General features: G+C 51.8%; 14 protein-coding genes. 5 read left to right on the top strand and 9 right to left on the bottom strand.

All coding sequences use genetic code 11. The annotated features are described in order from the left end of the window. The first annotated feature begins 301 nt into the window (after nt 1-301). The 3 genes from DX909_RS23795 (at nt 302) to DX909_RS29635 (ending at nt 2,576) form a co-directional block, all read left to right on the top strand. Nucleotides 302-574 carry a helix-turn-helix domain-containing protein gene (locus tag DX909_RS23795; protein WP_128547742.1) on the top strand — a complete coding sequence of 91 codons (273 nt, stop codon included), beginning with the start codon at nt 302-304 and terminating at the stop codon, nt 572-574. Between the two features lie 50 nt (nt 575-624). Then, nucleotides 625-1,704 carry a hypothetical protein gene (locus DX909_RS23800; protein ID WP_128547743.1) on the top strand — a complete coding sequence of 360 codons (1,080 nt, stop codon included), beginning with the start codon at nt 625-627 and terminating at the stop codon, nt 1,702-1,704. A 677-nt stretch (nt 1,705-2,381) separates the two neighbouring features. Then, nucleotides 2,382-2,576, top strand: a complete 195-nt coding sequence (locus DX909_RS29635) for a replication/maintenance protein RepL (RefSeq protein WP_164851381.1) — start codon at nt 2,382-2,384, stop codon at nt 2,574-2,576. Between the two features lie 88 nt (nt 2,577-2,664). Here the strand turns inward: DX909_RS29635 and DX909_RS23810 are convergent, their stop codons facing one another. Together DX909_RS23810 and DX909_RS23815 are read right to left on the bottom strand one after the other, a co-directional pair. Continuing rightward, entirely contained in the window at nt 2,665-3,174 is a 510-nt protein-coding gene (locus DX909_RS23810; protein WP_128547745.1) for an ankyrin repeat domain-containing protein, read from the bottom strand. A gap of 586 nt (nt 3,175-3,760) precedes the next feature. Then, nucleotides 3,761-4,591 carry a response regulator gene (locus DX909_RS23815; RefSeq protein ID WP_128547746.1) on the bottom strand — a complete coding sequence of 277 codons (831 nt, stop codon included), beginning with the start codon at nt 4,589-4,591 and terminating at the stop codon, nt 3,761-3,763. Between the two features lie 472 nt (nt 4,592-5,063). Here DX909_RS23815 and DX909_RS23820 point away from each other — a divergent pair, with 472 nt between their 5' ends. Further along, nucleotides 5,064-5,759 carry a hypothetical protein gene (locus DX909_RS23820; protein ID WP_128547747.1) on the top strand — a complete coding sequence of 232 codons (696 nt, stop codon included), beginning with the start codon at nt 5,064-5,066 and terminating at the stop codon, nt 5,757-5,759. 38 nt (nt 5,760-5,797) lie between these two features. On the opposite strand, the gene DX909_RS23825 is transcribed toward DX909_RS23820, so the two are convergent. Then, on the bottom strand, nt 5,798-7,165 hold the full coding sequence (locus DX909_RS23825) for a right-handed parallel beta-helix repeat-containing protein (RefSeq protein WP_128547748.1): 1,368 nt from the start codon (nt 7,163-7,165) through the stop codon (nt 5,798-5,800). A 952-nt stretch (nt 7,166-8,117) separates the two neighbouring features. Here DX909_RS23825 and DX909_RS23830 point away from each other — a divergent pair. Next, nucleotides 8,118-9,704, top strand: coding sequence for a hypothetical protein (locus DX909_RS23830; protein WP_128547749.1), 1,587 nt, complete (start codon nt 8,118-8,120; stop codon nt 9,702-9,704). A gap of 23 nt (nt 9,705-9,727) precedes the next feature. On the opposite strand, the gene DX909_RS23835 is transcribed toward DX909_RS23830, so the two are convergent. From DX909_RS23835 to DX909_RS23860, 6 genes are read right to left on the bottom strand one after another with little or no spacing between them, the layout of a single operon-like run. Then, a complete protein-coding gene (locus DX909_RS23835) occupies nt 9,728-11,191 on the bottom strand; it encodes a right-handed parallel beta-helix repeat-containing protein (RefSeq protein WP_128547750.1) in 1,464 nt (487 codons plus the stop codon). 41 nt (nt 11,192-11,232) lie between these two features. After that, complete coding sequence (locus tag DX909_RS23840) at nt 11,233-12,714, bottom strand: capsule assembly Wzi family protein (protein WP_128547751.1); 1,482 nt, start codon at nt 12,712-12,714, stop codon at nt 11,233-11,235. A gap of 45 nt (nt 12,715-12,759) precedes the next feature. Continuing rightward, nucleotides 12,760-13,926 (bottom strand): acyltransferase family protein, encoded by a 1,167-nt coding sequence (locus tag DX909_RS23845; RefSeq protein WP_128547752.1) that lies wholly within the window; start codon nt 13,924-13,926, stop codon nt 12,760-12,762. A 14-nt stretch (nt 13,927-13,940) separates the two neighbouring features. Further along, entirely contained in the window at nt 13,941-14,837 is an 897-nt protein-coding gene (locus DX909_RS23850) for a glycosyltransferase family protein (protein WP_128547753.1), read from the bottom strand. A 2-nt stretch (nt 14,838-14,839) separates the two neighbouring features. Continuing rightward, nucleotides 14,840-15,778 carry a glycosyltransferase family 2 protein gene (locus DX909_RS23855; protein ID WP_128547754.1) on the bottom strand — a complete coding sequence of 313 codons (939 nt, stop codon included), beginning with the start codon at nt 15,776-15,778 and terminating at the stop codon, nt 14,840-14,842. Nucleotides 15,779-15,783: 5 nt separating this feature from the next. Beyond that, the gene (locus DX909_RS23860) at nt 15,784-17,019 is read right to left on the bottom strand and encodes an O-antigen ligase family protein (RefSeq protein WP_128547755.1); all 1,236 of its coding nucleotides are present in this window, start codon (nt 17,017-17,019) and stop codon (nt 15,784-15,786) included. Nucleotides 17,020-17,029: the final 10 nt, after the last annotated feature.

The raw sequence follows: 17,029 nt of genomic DNA on the forward strand, positions 1-17,029 counted from the left end.
AAGAACTGATCACTTAGTAGGGTATAGCACATCGGCAGGCAAAGGAATCGCGCTTTATCTACAATGATCAAAGCGAAATCATCAGGTGGTTAGCTAAATGGTTCCTGATAGAAAAGGCCGGAAAAGTTGAAGCTCTTGAAGTTTCTACGCTTGAGGATTACTTCTACAAAAAGAGAAAGCCCGCAAAAAGTAAAAGAATCCCCTATAATCCATAAAAAAGTGACCCACTTATTAACCCACCTGGGTTGATAAGTGGGTTTTTTCTTTATCTGTTTTGCATCGGCTCTAAAACTATACGCCGATGCTCATTGATTTTAAACAGATCCAGGACGATTTAAATTTTATCAGAGAGACGGTCAACACGTTGACCGAACAGCTCAACCACTCTGCTCCTGCTGCTCCGGACGATAAGCCTTTGTCCGTCTCGGAAGCCGCTGACTTCTTAGGCCTGACTGAGCAAACAATTTATCAAAACGCCAAGCGTTTACCCCACCGCAAGCGTTTCGGAAGGTTGTACTTTTTCAGAAGAGAGCTGCTAGCCTTTCTGGACGGAAAGGAGGGCGATCATGCGTAACGCCGAAATACTTTCTTGGATTGGGTATTGGCCTAAACTAGTGGGGGAAGATGCCGATCTGTAACACGACGCTCACCTACTCCGGGGATCTGGCTCCAAAATTGCTGGAATCTCAATGGCTAGAGTTTGAGGAAGTAAAAGACCGCCGAAGCGACACCATCCTACGGTACCGGACCCGTCAGAAGTTCAAGGATTTTTCCTTTATGATATACCCGGGAGGTGGGAAAGTGTATATGAAAGGATCCTGGGCCAAGTTTCATAACGAGGGTCTACACAATTATAGCCGCTACACGGTGGTAGATTTCACCGAGGACATCACTAGCCTTTCCGAGGTGTTTGGTTTCGACTTCTTTCAAGGGCTGCTTCACAGCCTGGAAGCCGGGGTTAACCTGCCATTGGAGGGACTCTTACAGCCCTATTTCTCGCCGGAATATCTGTTACCCAGGATCATCTCTTATCAGGGACGCAAACTGTTTGGGCCCATGACGACGATCCGGGGCAAGGGACTAGGCATCCAGTGCGAGCTGTCTAATTATCGACTTAAAATTTATGATAAGGGACTGCAGTACCACTTACCTGAAAAACTTTTGAGAGTAGAGTATGATTGCCACTCGGTGAAAGAACTACAACCCATGGGCATTCGAACCCTGGCTGATCTGACCGATCCAGCCAAACTGCAGCAGCTTGGAAGGAAAGTTCATCGAATTCTGGCTGAGAGTATATTGATCGAGCCGGTTGATTATCCGGCCTTGTCTGCTGCCGAAAGGAAACTGTATGGAAGTGCAGAGCGTCCGCTTTTCTGGTGGGATTTAACTCCTCGGGACCGGTTTTACCATTTCGGCCGTTTCAGGTCCATGATGGAAACGTATAGCACCTACCGTTTGAAAGATACGCTCGCCGAATTGACCCGGCAGGAGTGGGATCGAATTACTCATACGGATACTTTTTTCGGAAAAGTAGCGGCCACAAGGGAAGGCGACACCCAAGCGAAGGATTGTAATAAATTCTCACTTATTAATTGTGGAAAACATTACAATTCCCTCGAGGAGAACAATCGCCTGGAAACGGTTCCTTTTCGGTCGTCGTCGTCAGTCCCTGGCAATCAAATCAGCTCGGCATTGGACAAGTAGTCCCTTTCGAGTGGCGGGCCTGGTGAGGTGTTCGGGTTACCGTAGGGAAAGCCGGCCGAAGGCCTAAAGCCCCAGCCTTATGACAGAGAGTCCGAAGAAGCGTTGCCTACCTTCCCGAACTTCAATCACCGTACCTAACCAGGAAACATAACCAGAATCATCATTTAGAGAATAATCTAATGGCACATCGATCAAAAAAAGTGAAAAGTAGCGGGCTCAGCCTCTCGGCCAAAAGGTAAAATAGGCGATCTGTAACCCTCTTCTGTCTTGAGGATGTTCATTTGACTTAGTACTTAATGAGAAACCTTGTTTTGAAAAAGTGGTTGCCGCCAGGTGACTGAAGAAAAGAATTCTTTTTCGATCTGGATTCTTCCAATGGCGGGGGGGCTATATAAAAAACGGGGCGGAGGGGGTAGGGGCATAGGCTACAGTCTCCGACGTCGCTTTTGAGCCGAATTGTTAAAGCAATTGGCAGCGTTTTTTGTTAAGTTATTGAAAGAAAGTACTTTACTTGAATCTGACTTGACCCAATGGCAGCGAACGTTCTTCAAAATCACAACCTTAACCCTTACCAAACGGCTAAAAGTGAGCAAAGAGTAGTGGTTTTCTCCCCGACGCCTTACCACTCGGGGCTACTCATGGTCATTAGCCCGATTGCCCTAAGGGTCTTGCTGGCGTTGGCGATCAATCTCAATGGGGAAGGGTATGCGATGGGTACGCTGGATGAGCTGGCCCAGTGTGTACAGACCTCCCGAAGCCACGTGAACAAGGGCCTGTTAGTCTTGGTCAAATACAACCTGATCAGCAAGAAGAAACGGGGCGAATACTGGATCAATCCCGCCTTATTCCGGCCCGCCTACATGGAAATGTAAGACCTCAACTGGGTCGACGCCAACTTCCCTCCCTTTATTGGGTCTTACGGTAAGCCTGACACTGATTGTGGAGTTAAAGATCCCGTATTTACTTTGCTCCATACTGTTTCAGTATGTGAACAATCTCCGCCATTTCTTTACCGCTATCGTCTTTCGGATGATCGGTTTCTTCTAAGAACTGGTCAAACTTGGCCCAATCAAGTAGTGATTCATGGTCTTCCTTGCTGATGCAGTTTGGGTCAGCACCAGCTTCTAATAAGAGTATGACCAGTTCGGGCCTCTGGGTCAGACCCGCATTAAAGAGGCAGTTGAAGTAGCCATTCTGCGCGTAATTGGCATTGGCTCCTAATTTCAGCAGTAGTTCAATTAAGCTTAGATCCTGCTGCGGTTGCAGGTAGGCAATGGCTTCCTGTAGGACTGAGTTGCCGGTACTACTAACGGCATTTACGTCGGCTCCCCCCTCAACCAGTCTTTGTACAGTTTGCAGGTTAGGCTGCAGAGAAGTGATCTCGTGAAATAACTTGTTGTCTAAATCAATTTTAGCTTTTTGAAAAGTCGTGGCAGGGTACAGTTCGGTTTGCCGTTGCCATCTTTTCATAGCAGTCATCTAGTGTTTAAGATACGGAAATTGTCCGACTCTTTCAAAATTTAGGACATTTATCACTATGAGACTACGCCATTAAGGACACCATTAATACGGCCTTTCGGAGAAGGGATGACCTGAATTTGATGATGAGATCTTCTCCTTTAAGTAAATGTTTGCGTACCGATTTTTGGCAAAAACGCTCCTCCCAAAAAGAAAAGATATTTGTTTTATGGGTTACATAAAACTATCATTCCCGAATATTAATTCGCCGGTGCTGACAAGCTCAAACATTAAGGGGAAGCTTCTCTAGGGAACAAGGGGTAAATGTGTTTTTCCGGCAGGATTTGACTAATCCCACAACAGCGTCAAGAACGCCGTTCAGCCAGCCCTGGAATAAACTTCAAAAACAAGGCCCGGATCAAATGGCCGGGCCTGTTGGTATTACCTCTGTCATTAATAAAATTTGCTATATCTGCTTCGGAGGAAAAAACTGGAATAGACATACTGTCCAGCCTCAATGCGGATACTGAGGTTTATAGTGAACAAGAAATAAAAGGTTAGAATCTGGATTTGAGAAATAACACAGGTCTATTATTCATCAGAAACCTTTTGCTTGTTCCGGGCATTCCCAATATTTGCTGAGTCCGTTAAATACATCTTGCCATTCCTCCCCGAAGGTAGGTTTGAACAGATAATCACTGGCTCCCCAGAAATAGGACTCTTCCACATCTTTTGGATCACGAGAATAGCTCATGATGATCAGCGGGACGTCTTTCAGGTAGGATTGAGTCTTCAGTTTACGTAGCAATTGCCAGCCGTCCTCCCGTTTAGGCAGATACAGGTCCAGAATAATCATCTGGGGAAGGGGCTTCTGGCTGATCTGGCAGTCGAGAAGATAGTTCAGCGCTTCCGTGGCCGTCACCACGGCATAGGGCCAGGACGAAAACTGTTTCTGAAGCGCATATTGCATGATGAGCTGCTGATCCGGATTATCCTCCACAAGCAGTATTTTAATCTGCTCCGCCTGAGGATCCGCCGGTTCGGTCAGTTTATCGGCCAGTTGGAGCCGGACTACCTGCCAACGACGGCGTGAGACGAAAAAAGACGCTCCGGTGGAAAGGAAAATTTTATATCCCTCCTGGAATCGTTCCACCCGTTCAATATACTGACGGTTTACGATGATGGTCCGGTTTAGCCGGACAAACTGTACGCCCGTCAGCCGGGTCTGGTGGTATTTGAGGGTCCGCGACGTCAGAGTCCGTGTGCCGTCTGCATTGTACAGCCAGCAATAACTCGCATCCGCTTCCAGGTAGATTATTGTTGGATCATTGGATGGTTGCTTTTCCTGTAATGGGTCGGAACCGGCCGGAGAGGAGGCCTGTCCTGTTTCGGCAACTATTCGATTGTGGATAGGACGTAAATAGGTCATAGCAAATATAAATTTTTTAATAAACCCTTAGATGTTAATATCATAATATTAGGTGGCTGCTTAACGTTCTGTTTATTCCTTGGCCTAATTTATCATAAAAATTATTTAAGAAATTCTCTTTTTAGCCTATAAAATTGCCCACATCGAAGAGTTTTGTGAGTGGCTTGCTCCCAAACATCCAATTAGACTATTTAATTACCAGACGAAGTTGTTGGCTTTTTTTATTGGCAGAAATAGTACTTGAGTAAGACAAAGGAAGTAAAGTCTAATTTTCCGACTGCTGACGGTGTATTGAATGCCGGAAGGACATTCGGATTCCAGAGGGCTTCGGTAAAGAAGTTATCAGAAATCGAGGCTTTCCCGGATTAAGGTGAGAATGCAAAATCCATTAACTAAATAGAGAATAAGGACTTTATGCAAATCCGAATGAAAGGCCCCTATTTTGGATAGCTTTGAATAGAAAAGTTTTATCATGGCGGCAACTTACGACCAGGCTTTCCCAGACCCGGCTTCCGGCAGTCAACGGCCGCCCAGAAGCACACGGCCGGAAAATGATCCGGCAGGGATTCAGGTAACCCCGCTCCTGTTTCTGGATGAGGTCCAGATCCGGTTCCCGGAAATTCGCTTGGGCGAAGAAGCTTTTCAGGTCGTTACCATATCGCAGATCGGCATACAGTCCGGCCTGACGCTTCGGACTGACTGGCCCGACTGCTTCCAGTTCGCCACCGATGAGCACCCCGACTTCAGCCCTTACCTGACCATTGAGCCGCCTTTTCGGCAGGTGATCGTCCATGTCCGTTTTACGCCGGGTAAAGCCGGCCGTATTCAGGGCTTTCTTACTGTTTTAACTCCCTACTGCACGAAATGTATCTCCCTGAAAGGACGGTGCCGCCTGCGGCTCTCCCAGACCTGGTGGTTTCGGGGTCTGGTGATGGTTCTGATCACCGGACTGTGCATCGCCGGTTATCTGGAGCGAAACCGGCTGATGACCTGGGCTTCGGGGAAAGAGGCCATCGTTTCGGAAACGGGCGACGAGACTGCAGCCGGACGGCCATCGCCGTCGGAGCTCACCCGGAAAAACGTTGCCCTGCGATATGAAATGTCCCGAAAGAAGCCACCTCTGCCAAAGGCAAACCGGAGCAGGAAGGGTAAAAAAACAAAAAAGTGACCGGGTTTCGATCCGGTCACTTTTGAGGGCACGGCTGCTCAGCGGGCGGTCCAAACGAGCCTTACGTTATTCGACCCGGAGGGAGGAGCCGTCGTATAGTGGACGATGATGTTGGTTTCATCGGCCGTCAGATACAGATTATCGGCGGCATCCGGACTGGTCGGGTCTACGGTGAAAACCTCCGGTTTCCGGCCCTGGCCGTGGGGGATTTCAAACTGGGTAAGGACCCCGTTCCCGCTGAATATGGCCTCCCTGCCCGCCGATTCGCCTGATATCCGGGCGGAAGCACCTCCGGTTTTTAGCGGGTTGCCGTTGCCGTCGTAATTGTCGTAGATCTTATTCGACCCTCCCGAATCCGTGTCAATATAGAAACCGGCGGAAGGAACCTTGTGGATGACATTGTTGATCCAGGTGTTGTTCTTAGCCTTGGAACCATAACTGCGGCAGACGCTCCAGTTCTGATTATTGGTGTTGACGTTGGCGAAATAGTTTCCGATAAACCGATTATTGGAGACGTTATCATTGATGACGGCCACCGGATCCTGTGATTCGATGTAATTCGATGTATAAAGTCCTCCGTTGGTACTGTGAACTAGTTCCAGCCGGCCGGTCATTCGGAAAATGTTATTCTCAAACAAGGCCTTGCCGCCGTTGGCAAGATAGATCGATCCCTTGCAGGTACCGATGGTCGTGTTGCTGGCGATGTGCATCCCGTCCGTTACGGACCCGCCGTTCATGCCGGCCCCATCGTTGTTTCCGGCGATCAACCGTTCGAAATTACCTCTGAACCGGTTTTTAGTTATGGAACAGTTCCGTATGGCTCCCGCAATTTCAATCCCGTACAACGAGCAGTTGATGAAATAGTTGTTATCGGTTTTGATTCCGTCCAGCGGCCCGGAGAAAGATACGCCGAACTGACAGTTATCAAACGTATTGTCAACTACCGATATATCCGATCCAGCATAAACTCCAAACTGGTCGTGGTTGATGATTTCAAATCCCATCCGAAAGCCTGAGGCATAATTATTCTCAATCTTAATGCCACGTGCGGTTTTACCGGCCTGGATTTTTATAAAGATAAAATTACAATAAGCCGCTGAATTCGAACTCCGGATTCCCTGGCAATTCCGGACTGTAAAGTTCTCCATCGAAGGCGCTTCACACATGATGGGTCCCCAGCTGCCGTTGTAGCTCTGGGTGGCTTTCACGTTAAAGTTAATTCCGTCGATCACCACGTTTTGCAGCGGAGTTCCCGGTTCACCGTTCCGCAGGGAAACATAACCACCCGGCAGGTTGATCGTTACCTTCCCTTTATGACCCCATACCGTGACGTTGCTCCGCATGGCGACGGAGGTAAGCTGCGTATACGTACCGTCTTCGATGAAAAGGTTATTGACCGTATTCATGGCCGTCTGAAGTTCAGGCCCGATGTCGTTATCGCCGGGACGGATATCGAACCACGAAGCCAGAGCCGGACCGGTGTATTCCCGTTCGTAGTGCGAACCGTCCGCACCGGCAAGTAAAAGGGCACCATATCCGGGTTCGGCAGAATCAATACTCCCTTTCTTTTTGACCCAGTCACTTCCATCATATCGGACCCGTGTTTCGCTAAGACTGGTAAATAAGACCGGACTGGAGACTTCCTTTACCCGGACCTCCTTCGAAAAACAGAAATTAAAATGGAGGATTGCAAGCACTATGCACGATAAACACTTCTTCATATTGAGCAGAAAAGATTAATAAAGTACAAGACTGCATTCAGTTAATAGGGAAATTAAATTGCCTTCTTTACACTTATGGAGTTGGCGTTCTTAATACTGCCTACTCAAAAATAGGGCCAGATATTGTTGATTCATTTTTGGAAATTTAGGATGCATTGGATGGTTAACAAGTGATTTGATCGAATACTTATCTGTTTTTTATGGAAGGTATTTTCCGGAGATAAGTGTTTTGTCCAGGGTAAAACGCACATAATTAAGTGGTTATAAAAAAATAAGTAATCATTTTCATAATTAACGTACCTCCAGCATAGAATCTTATCTTGCATTGAATGAAAGATATATTAAATATTTTTCCGTCATGTGTTTGGATTTACTACGTGGGTTTGTAAGAATTTATGATTGTGTTCATATGACATAAATTTTTTTAAAAATAAAATAAAGTCAACCAAAAATGGTATAGTTTTGGTGCTTAGCCATAAAATTGATTCAAAAGAAGTTCTTTAATTGATTCGTGTTTTTGAGTTTAATTGCAGAAGTCAATTTATATGTCGATTGGTATTCGGAAAAGGAGGGATGGGTAAACTGCATCGGCGGTGTTAACCTTCCTGTCTGATTAATTGTGACTTGTACGAAATTTATGAACCAACTCTTCCCCTGGCTCGGAACCAGCGGCTGTGTCGCTATTTTGCTGTGCCTTTCCATTGGCCCCCTTTGGGCCCAGAGCCTTCCTTCATACCGGCAGACTTTTGCGGGCGGCAGCCGGTACGATGAGATTCAGGCTGTTGCTTCACTTGCCTCCGGTGGTTTTATTGCCGCCGGCGGAACCTACTCCGCCGATGAATGGCTGCCCGATCATCACGGTATGGCCGACGTCTGGGTTTCGCGGTACGATGGAACCGGTAAAGTTCTCTGGCAGAAGACCTTCGGCGGAAGTGACGAAGATCGTGCCCGCGCCGTTGCCGTCACCGAAGACGGAGATTTTCTGATTGCCGGGTTCACTAGGTCCACGGACGGTCAGGTAACTCATTGCCACGGCCGGGCCGACTATTGGGTCATCCGGCTCGACGGCCGGGGCGAATTGCTTTGGCAGAAGACTTTCGGCGGAAGCGAGGATGATTTCGCCAGCAGCGTTGCCTCCACCCCCGACGGCGGTGTTCTCGTTGGCGGTTTCACGAACTCGCAGGATGGCATGGTCAAAGATTTTTACGGGCAGACGGACGGCTGGATTTTGAAACTGGATGGTTCCGGAAACCTCGTCCGGCAGTTGACGGTCGGCGGAAAAGGCAGTGAAACCCTGAATGCCTTGACCGTATTTCCCGACGGAAGCAGTCTGCTCGCGGGCAGTGCCGAATCAAAAAACGATTCGACTGGAAACCTCGACTTCTGGGTGGTCCGGCTGGACCCTGAGGGGCGGCTTCTCCGCCAGAAAAACCTGGGCGGCAATGGAGATGACGTGGTGACGGCCGTGGCGAAAGCCGCCGATGGGTCGGTTGCCCTGGCCGGCTACACCGCTTCGACGAACGGCCCGTTCGCAAGGAATCATGGAAGCCGGGATTTCTGGGTGCTGAATTTGGGCCCGGAAGATCAGGTACGCTGGCAGCAGCTTTTAGGAGGTAGGCAGGATGATCTTGCTACGGCCGTCGTCTCCGCGCCGGGGGAGGGGTTCCTCGTGTCTGGCTACACTTACTCCATTGGTGGTCAGGTGCTGAACCGGCAGGGCCGGGCCGACTCCTGGCTCGTTCACCTGGATGCTTCGGGAAAACTGGTTTCCTGCCTGACCCTGGGGGGCGTGATGGAAGACCGGACCAACGGAATGGCCCTCGCTGCGGACGGCACCTTACTTCTGGCCGGTGTCACCGAATCCGTCTCCCCTCAAACGGATGCCCGCCTGGGCCGAGGAGACGGTCTGATTCTGCAACTAAAACTGAATCAGCCGACCCCCGTCCCATCCGCGGAGACGGCCACCTCCTGGACGGCGGCACTGCTCGAAAATCCGGTGCGGAACGGAGAGGTGTCCGTGGCGGTCAGGGGCGCGGCCGGGCAACCTTTCCGGTTGCGGCTTCTGAATCTTCAGGGCCGGGTGATTTCCGACCGGCAGGTTCGGCCGGCTGGCGAAGCGGACCAATTTCGCCTTTCGGCCGGCGGACAGCCCGAGGGTGTCTTGATTCTGGAGGTGATCGGGGTGAACCGGACCCAAACCCTGAAAGTGCTGCTGCTACACTGACCGGTCCCGGCAGAAAAGGGGCGCTACCGGATCAGGTTGCCGTTTTCGTCAAAATTCATGGATGCCGTGTAGGTGCCGCCCAACAGGGCGTCGATATAAAAGCCGCCTTCGCCTTTGATCAGCGTATTGTTGGCGAAGTGGTTGTTTTTCGCCTTGCTGCCGTAGACCAGGATTGTGGTATGATGCTGGGGGTTGTTTTTGTTGGAGATAATGTTTCGGATAAAGACGTTATTTGGCGAGTTGTCGCAGACTACGGCCTTGTCGGACTGGCTTTCGATAATGTTATCGGTAAACCGGCCCCCGGCGGTGGCGTGCCCGACTTCCAGAAAGCCCGTCATGGTCAGGACGTTATTTGAGAAGGAGATGGTGCCGCCGTTAAACAGCTGTATGCCGCCCTGACAGAGGCCCAGCGTCAAGTTATAGCTGACGTCCATACCCCCGATTACCGTCCCGTTTCCTCCTCCGTCGTTTGACCCGGCAAAGATTTTTCCGAATATGCCTTCAAACCGGTTGTTGGTGATCCGGGCCTTCCGCGCGGCTCCGGCAATCTCAATGCCATATAGGCTACAGTCTTTCAGGTGGTTGTTGTCGACCAGAAGGTTTTCCAGCGTGCCGGACAGGGAAATGCCGAACTGACAGGACCGAAAGTAGTTGTCGGTGATGACGATGTTCCGGCCTGAATAGAGGCTGAAGTTGTCGTGGTTGATGATTTCGCAGCCCATTCGTTTGGCCTGGGCTGAATTATTCCTCACCGTGATATTATTGGCGGTTTTTCCGGACTGCACTTTCAGAAAAAACCAGTTGGTCGTCGCCCGGGCTGTCCGGTCGGTGCTGGAGCAATTCTGGACGGTCAGATTATCGACGCTCGGTCCGTCGATATGAATCCTGCCCTCGCCCAGTTTGTCCTCCTGATCCGAAACCGCCTGCCAGGCAAGACCATCGATCAGCACGTTCACCAGTGGGACGGCCGGGTCCCCGTTGCCGAGGGAAACGTACTCCTTCGGCAGGGAAATCAGCGCCCGGCCCGGATTGGCCCGGAGTTTCAGATGGCTCCTCAGGTTGACCCGGGTCAACTGGGTATAATGACCGTCAGGCACCATTACATCGTCGGCGGCATCTACGGCCGCCTGAAGTTCGGGGCCGATGTCGTCGTCCGATTCGTCCATGCCGAACCAGGCCGCGCTGGCCGATCCGGTGAACGCCCGCTTATACCGTTGGCCGCCGGCCGTCACCAGAATCAGGCCGAGGTTGTCGGAACTCCGGTTGTCGTTCGGGTCGAGCAGGAAAATACCGTTTTTTTTATGATCGGTGATATACACCCGGGTCGGCATCGCCGGACTCGTCAGTGCCCGGAGCTGCGCGATGCTCATCACCTGATTCACCAGTTCGGCGGGCTTGACGGCCTGTTCCTGTCGTCGTCCGCAGTGCATCGTCAGAAGCGTGACCAGGGCGGCACTCACCCAGGAGAATGGAACCGTTGTTTTCATTGGGCCGAAAAGAGAAGGTCTGGAAAATCAGAAATCCATGTTCACCATACTTTGCGGAGGCTGAGGCTTCCACCAACCCGGTCCGGGAGCCAGCCGCCCCTGTCCATCGCCAAACCGGCATTCAGATAGGTGTCTTTCAAACCCTTCAGGGGAAGAAGGACCTGAGCCAGTCCTGAAAACTGGCCGAAATCGGTCTGGGGCGCCGGTCGCATCGGCCGGCCCCGGTTCCAGCTCTGCGACAGCAGAACCCGGATTTGCCAGCCGGACCGGCCTTTTCCGGCCAGCCCGAGGTGAAGAACCCGGACGCGATTGTTGCTGATCATCATCCGGGTGAAGGCTCCCGGCATATTATACCATTCCGGCCGGGCATCCATCCAGCGCGTAAAGAACGGCGTTCCGATCACCCGCCCCCGCGTGGTCCAGCCGTCGATGTACTGGTAATTATTGAAGTACTCATCCGCGCCTTCGTATCGGGAATTGGGCCGAACAATGGTCGCCCCACTCTGGTTCAGGGTAGTCAGGAATTCGGCTGTTATTTGAGACAGCCGGAACGGTCCCGGCGTGTCGGCCGACCGATTCCGCCATCGGACGCCGTAGAGCCCATCCGGAAAGTTTTTGAACAGGACGCCGGATTTGTCCTCAAACGGGTGCTGGGTGTAAATCAGCCAGTCGGAAGAGCCGAACCGGGCTTCGAGGGCCAGATCGATCGAGCCCAGATGATTGCCGAGGTAGTTCAGGCTGTCGTGCCGGGAATGGGCGCTCGAACCAGCATCGGGCTGGCGGGCGGTAATCACGTACAGGTAATCCCGGAAGGAGCTCGGCATTCGGCCGTTGACCGCATGCGCACTGGAGACATAGCGGGAGGTTCCTGCCCACTGAACAAAATGATTGATGCCGGCAAAAACTTTCAGGGGTCCACGACCGAATCGGCCAAACACGGATTTATGGTGCAGGTAGGCACCCCGGACCGAGTCGGTTCGGGCCAACCAGCCGTGGGCGTAAACCGCATAAACGGCCATGAAACCCCGGCTGAAACCGAGCGGTACAAAACCGTTTGTACTCAGCTGGACCCTCGGGGTCGGCAGGGCATTGCCCGACCATGCGTAGGAGCCTCCCGATAGCAGCGTATCTACCAATCCGTAGATCTCCCGGCGACGCCCCCCGTAGAAGTTCAGCCACCGACCCCGGAGGGAAACGTAGGCTTCTGGTAGGATCACGCGCGAATGCCGGTTCAGATTGCCGACCACCTCCAGGCCATAGCCAATGTGAAGCGCCCGGGGTTTGTCCGGATTTGGGCGGTGGAGACGGCCCCTCATGCCGGCGCGGATGAAACCGGTCGGACTTTCCAGCGGAACGGTCCCGAACTGGTTGGCCCACAGCCAGAAAGGTGTCCGGGGACCGGAAGCGGTCAACCCGCCGACTTCCACGGAAAAGACGGTAGGCCGGTCGGGGTTCAGCGAATCGGACTGAGCCAGCGCAGTATGAAAACCACCCAGGAACAGAATCATCCATCGGACCATCATAATACGAATCGGGTTTGGTGAAAGAGAAGCCGGGAGCGTTTGGGGTCAAGCCGAAAGGTGGAACCATCGGGCCGTTCTACGGGAGAGCATGACGCTCGGTTTTTCAAAGACGTGGTACATGATCCGGCTCCAGACCAGCACCAGCAGGAAGATCCCGGCCGGGACCAGGGTCACGTTCCAGAGGGGCGTTTCGGGAATCAGGTCGGTATGACGATGGTGATACAGAAAGGTGTTGATGAGGGGATGATGCCATAAATAGAAAGAATAACTGCACAAACCCACCGGGATCAGCGCGGCCTCCCAGCGGGACAGCGGTGCTTTCCGTTGAATATACCGGTCGACCAGCAGCGCAGAAACCAGGGAGGCCAGGGAAAAGGAAAAGGCGTAGGCGGGTTTATAAAGGCTGGACAGAACAAAAAAGGCAATCAAGGCTGGCAGAAGAAACCGGGAAGCCCGGAAGGCGGGTTTTCCGTCGAAAAATCGTTCGGCCAGGAAGGCACCCAGAATCCAGTCGAACCACAGAATGCCGGGGAAGGTCCATTCGGCCGAGATGACGTAGGAACACTCCCGAAAGGCCAGCAGGGTCAACCGGCAGAACAGACTCAGGGCCAGAGCGGCCAGCAGCGAACCATTCAGCCCGATCTGACGACGCATGGACAGAAATAGGGGATAAAGGAGGTAAAACTGAACCTCCGTCGCTAAACTCCAGAAAGATCCGTTCACCCCAAAAAAGGTGTCTTCATGAAAATTGTGCAGAAAAAGCAGGTGGGTGACGAGCTGAATGGCCCCCTCCCTGCTCTGAATATCCAGCTTCGTGTACCAGCAGAAAAACAACAAGGCCGCCAGATAGGCCGGGTATATTTTCCAGAGCCTCCGCCAGTAAAATGAACGGAGCTGAAACCGTTCGGATTTCAGGAAGGAATAATGGATCACGAATCCACTGATGATGAAAAATAGGGAAACGCCCGACCAGCCCAGGGTGACGGGATACATGATGTAACTGGCCGGAGTCGGGGCGAAGGTGCGCCAGTTGCCCTGCCAGGCATACAAATGGTCCCAACCGGACAGAGAGCCCATGAAATGAAAGCCGAATACGGTGGCGATTGCCAGAGCGCGGAGCACGTCCAGGCGAGAAAATCGTTCTTTCGAAACACCAGTTTTTACTGAAGACTCCGGAGGATTTTCCATCCGGATGGGAAGCGTCGTTTCCATGGACAACGGCCGGTTTATCGCAAACCGGCATAGGTTTTTAGTTTGTTGAAAATTCGGACGGGTATGCTGTACCGCTTCAAGGTGAGGTCATGGTAATAGTCGGTGATACGGGCTTCCTCGGGCAGTTGAAAGCTTCGCCGGTACCCCTCGTCCAGGCGGGTTTTATACCGGTTATAGATGTCCGTGTGGGTGGCCTCCGACCCGAAGCCGATATTCCTTACCTTTGAGTTCGTCGGGTAAACGGTCAGGGCATTGTGTTTGAACCGGTTGTAGCAGAACCGGATGTCCCAAGCGTCCGCTTCGCCATCCATCTGCCGGCGCAGCATGCCGACTAGGTCGGAGCCGCCCCGCAGAAAGCCCCTCTGCTGATCCGGATCTTTCCGAAACTGCGCGTAATCGCTCATGCCCCAGTCCACGGTTTCCCACCGGTTCCGCCAGGTGGCCCAGCCCCACGGACTATGCCGGGGTACGAAATAGGCATCATACGGGTATGTTTCATTCCGTTTGAAGGGGAAGGTGTACCCCGCCACGGAAAAAACCTGCGGGTTCGATTCGTATTGCCGAAGGCACTGGTTCATGTAATCCAGGAAATTCGGACTGGTCACAATATCATCTTCTATAATGATGGCAGCCGGGTGTCGTTCGAAAACATAGGAGATACCACGGATGACCGAATCGGCACACCCGATATTGGTTTCGGAGTAAAATCGGTAGACCGTCCGAAAGCCGCTGACGTTATCCACTATACGGTGGACCTTTTCGACTTTGTAAGCGTCCTCCAACCGTTTGGGTCCATCGACGAAAACGTACAGTTCGCTTTGGGATGAAAGGTGGTTCTCCTGTAATGCCCGGAGGGCGGCTTCCAGTTCGGCCGGGCGTTTGTAGGCGAATAAGACGATAGGTGCTTCCATACTCAGGAGTGGTTCGACGAGGTCGCAAATCCATTTGCGTTGGTTTCAGCCGGTGAATTTTTCACGCGGTTCGTTCTAATTTTCCGGAGCAGAAACCCGGCGGAAATGCGGCCGAGGTCCAGCAGGAAATAGATCAGTTTCGTTTTGGAATGGGCAAGGGCGAAGTGATACCGGGTTTTCAGATTCGTCGGTGATTTGATCGAGGAGAAACTGCTGAAGAATTGTTTCCAGCTTACGCCCTGAGCGACGAACAGGCCTGTGGCCCGGACGTACTCATGAACTACGCTTTTTACGTTTACGATCAGAGGAAACCCCGCCTTTCGTGCCCGAACTGAAAACTCGATATCCGACATATAATGGATGAACCGTCGGGAATCATACAGACCGATGGTGTCGAAAACGTACAGCGGAATCAGGGTTCCCCGCCCGGGAAGGCTGTGGGATTCAAGGTGGACGGCCCTGCCCGCCAGATTACCGTAGTTCCGTTTGAACCGGTTTTTCAGGTCGATCTCCTTTGCGAAATAAAAATCATGGATCGTTCCGGCATATTCCAGCTTTTCCGGATCGTCGGCGTCGACACTGACCGAGCCGATCATGCAGGGCTTTTTCTGGTCGTAGGCATCCATTAGGGATTGTAGATAGTCCGACCCGACCCGGGTATCATCGTTCAGCGTCAATACGAAGTTCTGTTCTCCGTCCGTCCGGTTATTGAGGGCATACCGAACGCCCTCATTGGTGGCTTCGGTCCACCAGAGGTGACCGTTGCCTTTCCGGAGGACCACCTCCGGGAACGACTGCCTGACCATCTCCTGCGTGCCGTCGGTGGACCCGTCGTCCACGACCACGATCCGGAAGTTCCGGTAGCGCTGTTCCGCCAGACACTGAAGACACTGGCGGGTAAATTCTTTGCGGTTATGGACTGGGATTACAATGAAGATCATAGTCTTTATACTTGATTATCAGCGTATCTATGAGGAGTGGAAGCCGCCGGCTCCGTTACCACTACAGCCTCTTCAAAGACCAGTTCGTGGTTTAATCCATAGTACATTCCCATCCCGACGAAGGCCCAGTAGAATACCGGTAGCTGGTAGCTGATACCGTAGGCCAGACCGCCCGCAATGAAGGCAAAAAGGCCCACCTGCTCGCTCGACATTTTGTCGTTCCGGCGGTAGAGGGAATACAGCGCACTGAAGATGATCAGCAGGTTTAATCCCAGACCGGCTATTCCGTAATTGTAGAGCATATCGATGTACTGGGAGTGGATGTAAGTTCCTTTTTCGGCGAAGTTCTCCTCGACCATCACCTCGCCATGATCGTAGCCGACATACCGCCAGCCAAGCAGGGGTTTTTCCAGGATTTTAGCCCAGTAATAAATGGATTGTTCGTACCGCCAGCTGCCGGTATTGTCTTCTTTGGGAGAAATAATGCCGCTGATTTGACTGTAAAATTCGTCGAACCTAACATCGGCAAAAATGCTCATCGACAACGGGATAACGATCAGGAAGACAATGATGGCTGCGAAGATATTACTGGTTTTTATCCGTTCAGTTTTCCCCAGTATGGACAGAAAGAATACTGAAAGCGTGGCGACGACGGCGGTCGAAATCACCGAGCGATGCAGCAGAAAGAAGATTAAGCTCAGCGTAGCGATGGCCGCCAGCATATTCCGGGTGCTGTTTCTTTTCAGGTAAATATCCAGGAAATAAACCAGCGGCAATACCAGGTAAAGGGCCTCCGGAGCCGCCGTGGTCCGGGTTTCTGAGGTCAGTGCATAGGTCAGGATTTTACCCAGAACGACCTGGTTGAAAAAAAACAGGATGAAGATCACCCAGATGATTTTTTTCAATGAAAAATCGGTTGCCTTGCTGACGATGCAGTAGGCCACTATCGCCAGGCCGCAGTATGAAAACCGTTTAATAACGAAAGGCGAATACACTGATTGGTTATAGACGTGCAGCGCTTCCATTATCAATAAAAAAACGCCGATCAGGATCAACCAGGCGGCCAGCTTGTAGATGCCCGGAAAGTGGAAGTAAAGCAGCACCAGGCACGGGATGGTCATCAGGGCGACGCCGTTGGTAACCATTTCCAGCACCACACTGGTCTGGTCGCCCCCGTAGCTGATGCAGTTGACCCCAAACAGGACCAGCGTCATTAAAATCCGAAAAATCCAGGACATCATAGCTAATCGA

Origin of the sequence: Larkinella soli (genome assembly GCF_003703975.1) — a bacterium.
In the GTDB taxonomy this organism is placed as follows: Bacteria; Bacteroidota; Bacteroidia; order Cytophagales; family Spirosomataceae; genus Larkinella; species Larkinella soli.

What these genes read in the sequence shown, in the direction of transcription:
- DX909_RS23850 (WP_128547753.1), bottom strand. Translation starts at nt 14,837, where the DNA reads ATGGAAGCACCTATCGTCTTATTCGCCTACAAACGCCCGGCCGAACTG.
- DX909_RS23830 (WP_128547749.1), top strand. Translation starts at nt 8,118, where the DNA reads ATGAACCAACTCTTCCCCTGGCTCGGAACCAGCGGCTGTGTCGCTATT.
- DX909_RS23845 (WP_128547752.1), bottom strand. Translation starts at nt 13,926, where the DNA reads ATGGAAACGACGCTTCCCATCCGGATGGAAAATCCTCCGGAGTCTTCA.
- DX909_RS23835 (WP_128547750.1), bottom strand. Translation starts at nt 11,191, where the DNA reads ATGAAAACAACGGTTCCATTCTCCTGGGTGAGTGCCGCCCTGGTCACG.
- DX909_RS23840 (WP_128547751.1), bottom strand. Translation starts at nt 12,714, where the DNA reads ATGATGGTCCGATGGATGATTCTGTTCCTGGGTGGTTTTCATACTGCG.
- DX909_RS23815 (WP_128547746.1), bottom strand. Translation starts at nt 4,591, where the DNA reads ATGACCTATTTACGTCCTATCCACAATCGAATAGTTGCCGAAACAGGA.
- DX909_RS23795 (WP_128547742.1), top strand. Translation starts at nt 302, where the DNA reads ATGCTCATTGATTTTAAACAGATCCAGGACGATTTAAATTTTATCAGA.
- DX909_RS23800 (WP_128547743.1), top strand. Translation starts at nt 625, where the DNA reads ATGCCGATCTGTAACACGACGCTCACCTACTCCGGGGATCTGGCTCCA.
- DX909_RS23810 (WP_128547745.1), bottom strand. Translation starts at nt 3,174, where the DNA reads ATGAAAAGATGGCAACGGCAAACCGAACTGTACCCTGCCACGACTTTT.
- DX909_RS23825 (WP_128547748.1), bottom strand. Translation starts at nt 7,165, where the DNA reads ATGAATACGGTCAATAACCTTTTCATCGAAGACGGTACGTATACGCAG.
- DX909_RS23820 (WP_128547747.1), top strand. Translation starts at nt 5,064, where the DNA reads ATGGCGGCAACTTACGACCAGGCTTTCCCAGACCCGGCTTCCGGCAGT.
- DX909_RS23860 (WP_128547755.1), bottom strand. Translation starts at nt 17,019, where the DNA reads ATGATGTCCTGGATTTTTCGGATTTTAATGACGCTGGTCCTGTTTGGG.
- DX909_RS23855 (WP_128547754.1), bottom strand. Translation starts at nt 15,778, where the DNA reads ATGATCTTCATTGTAATCCCAGTCCATAACCGCAAAGAATTTACCCGC.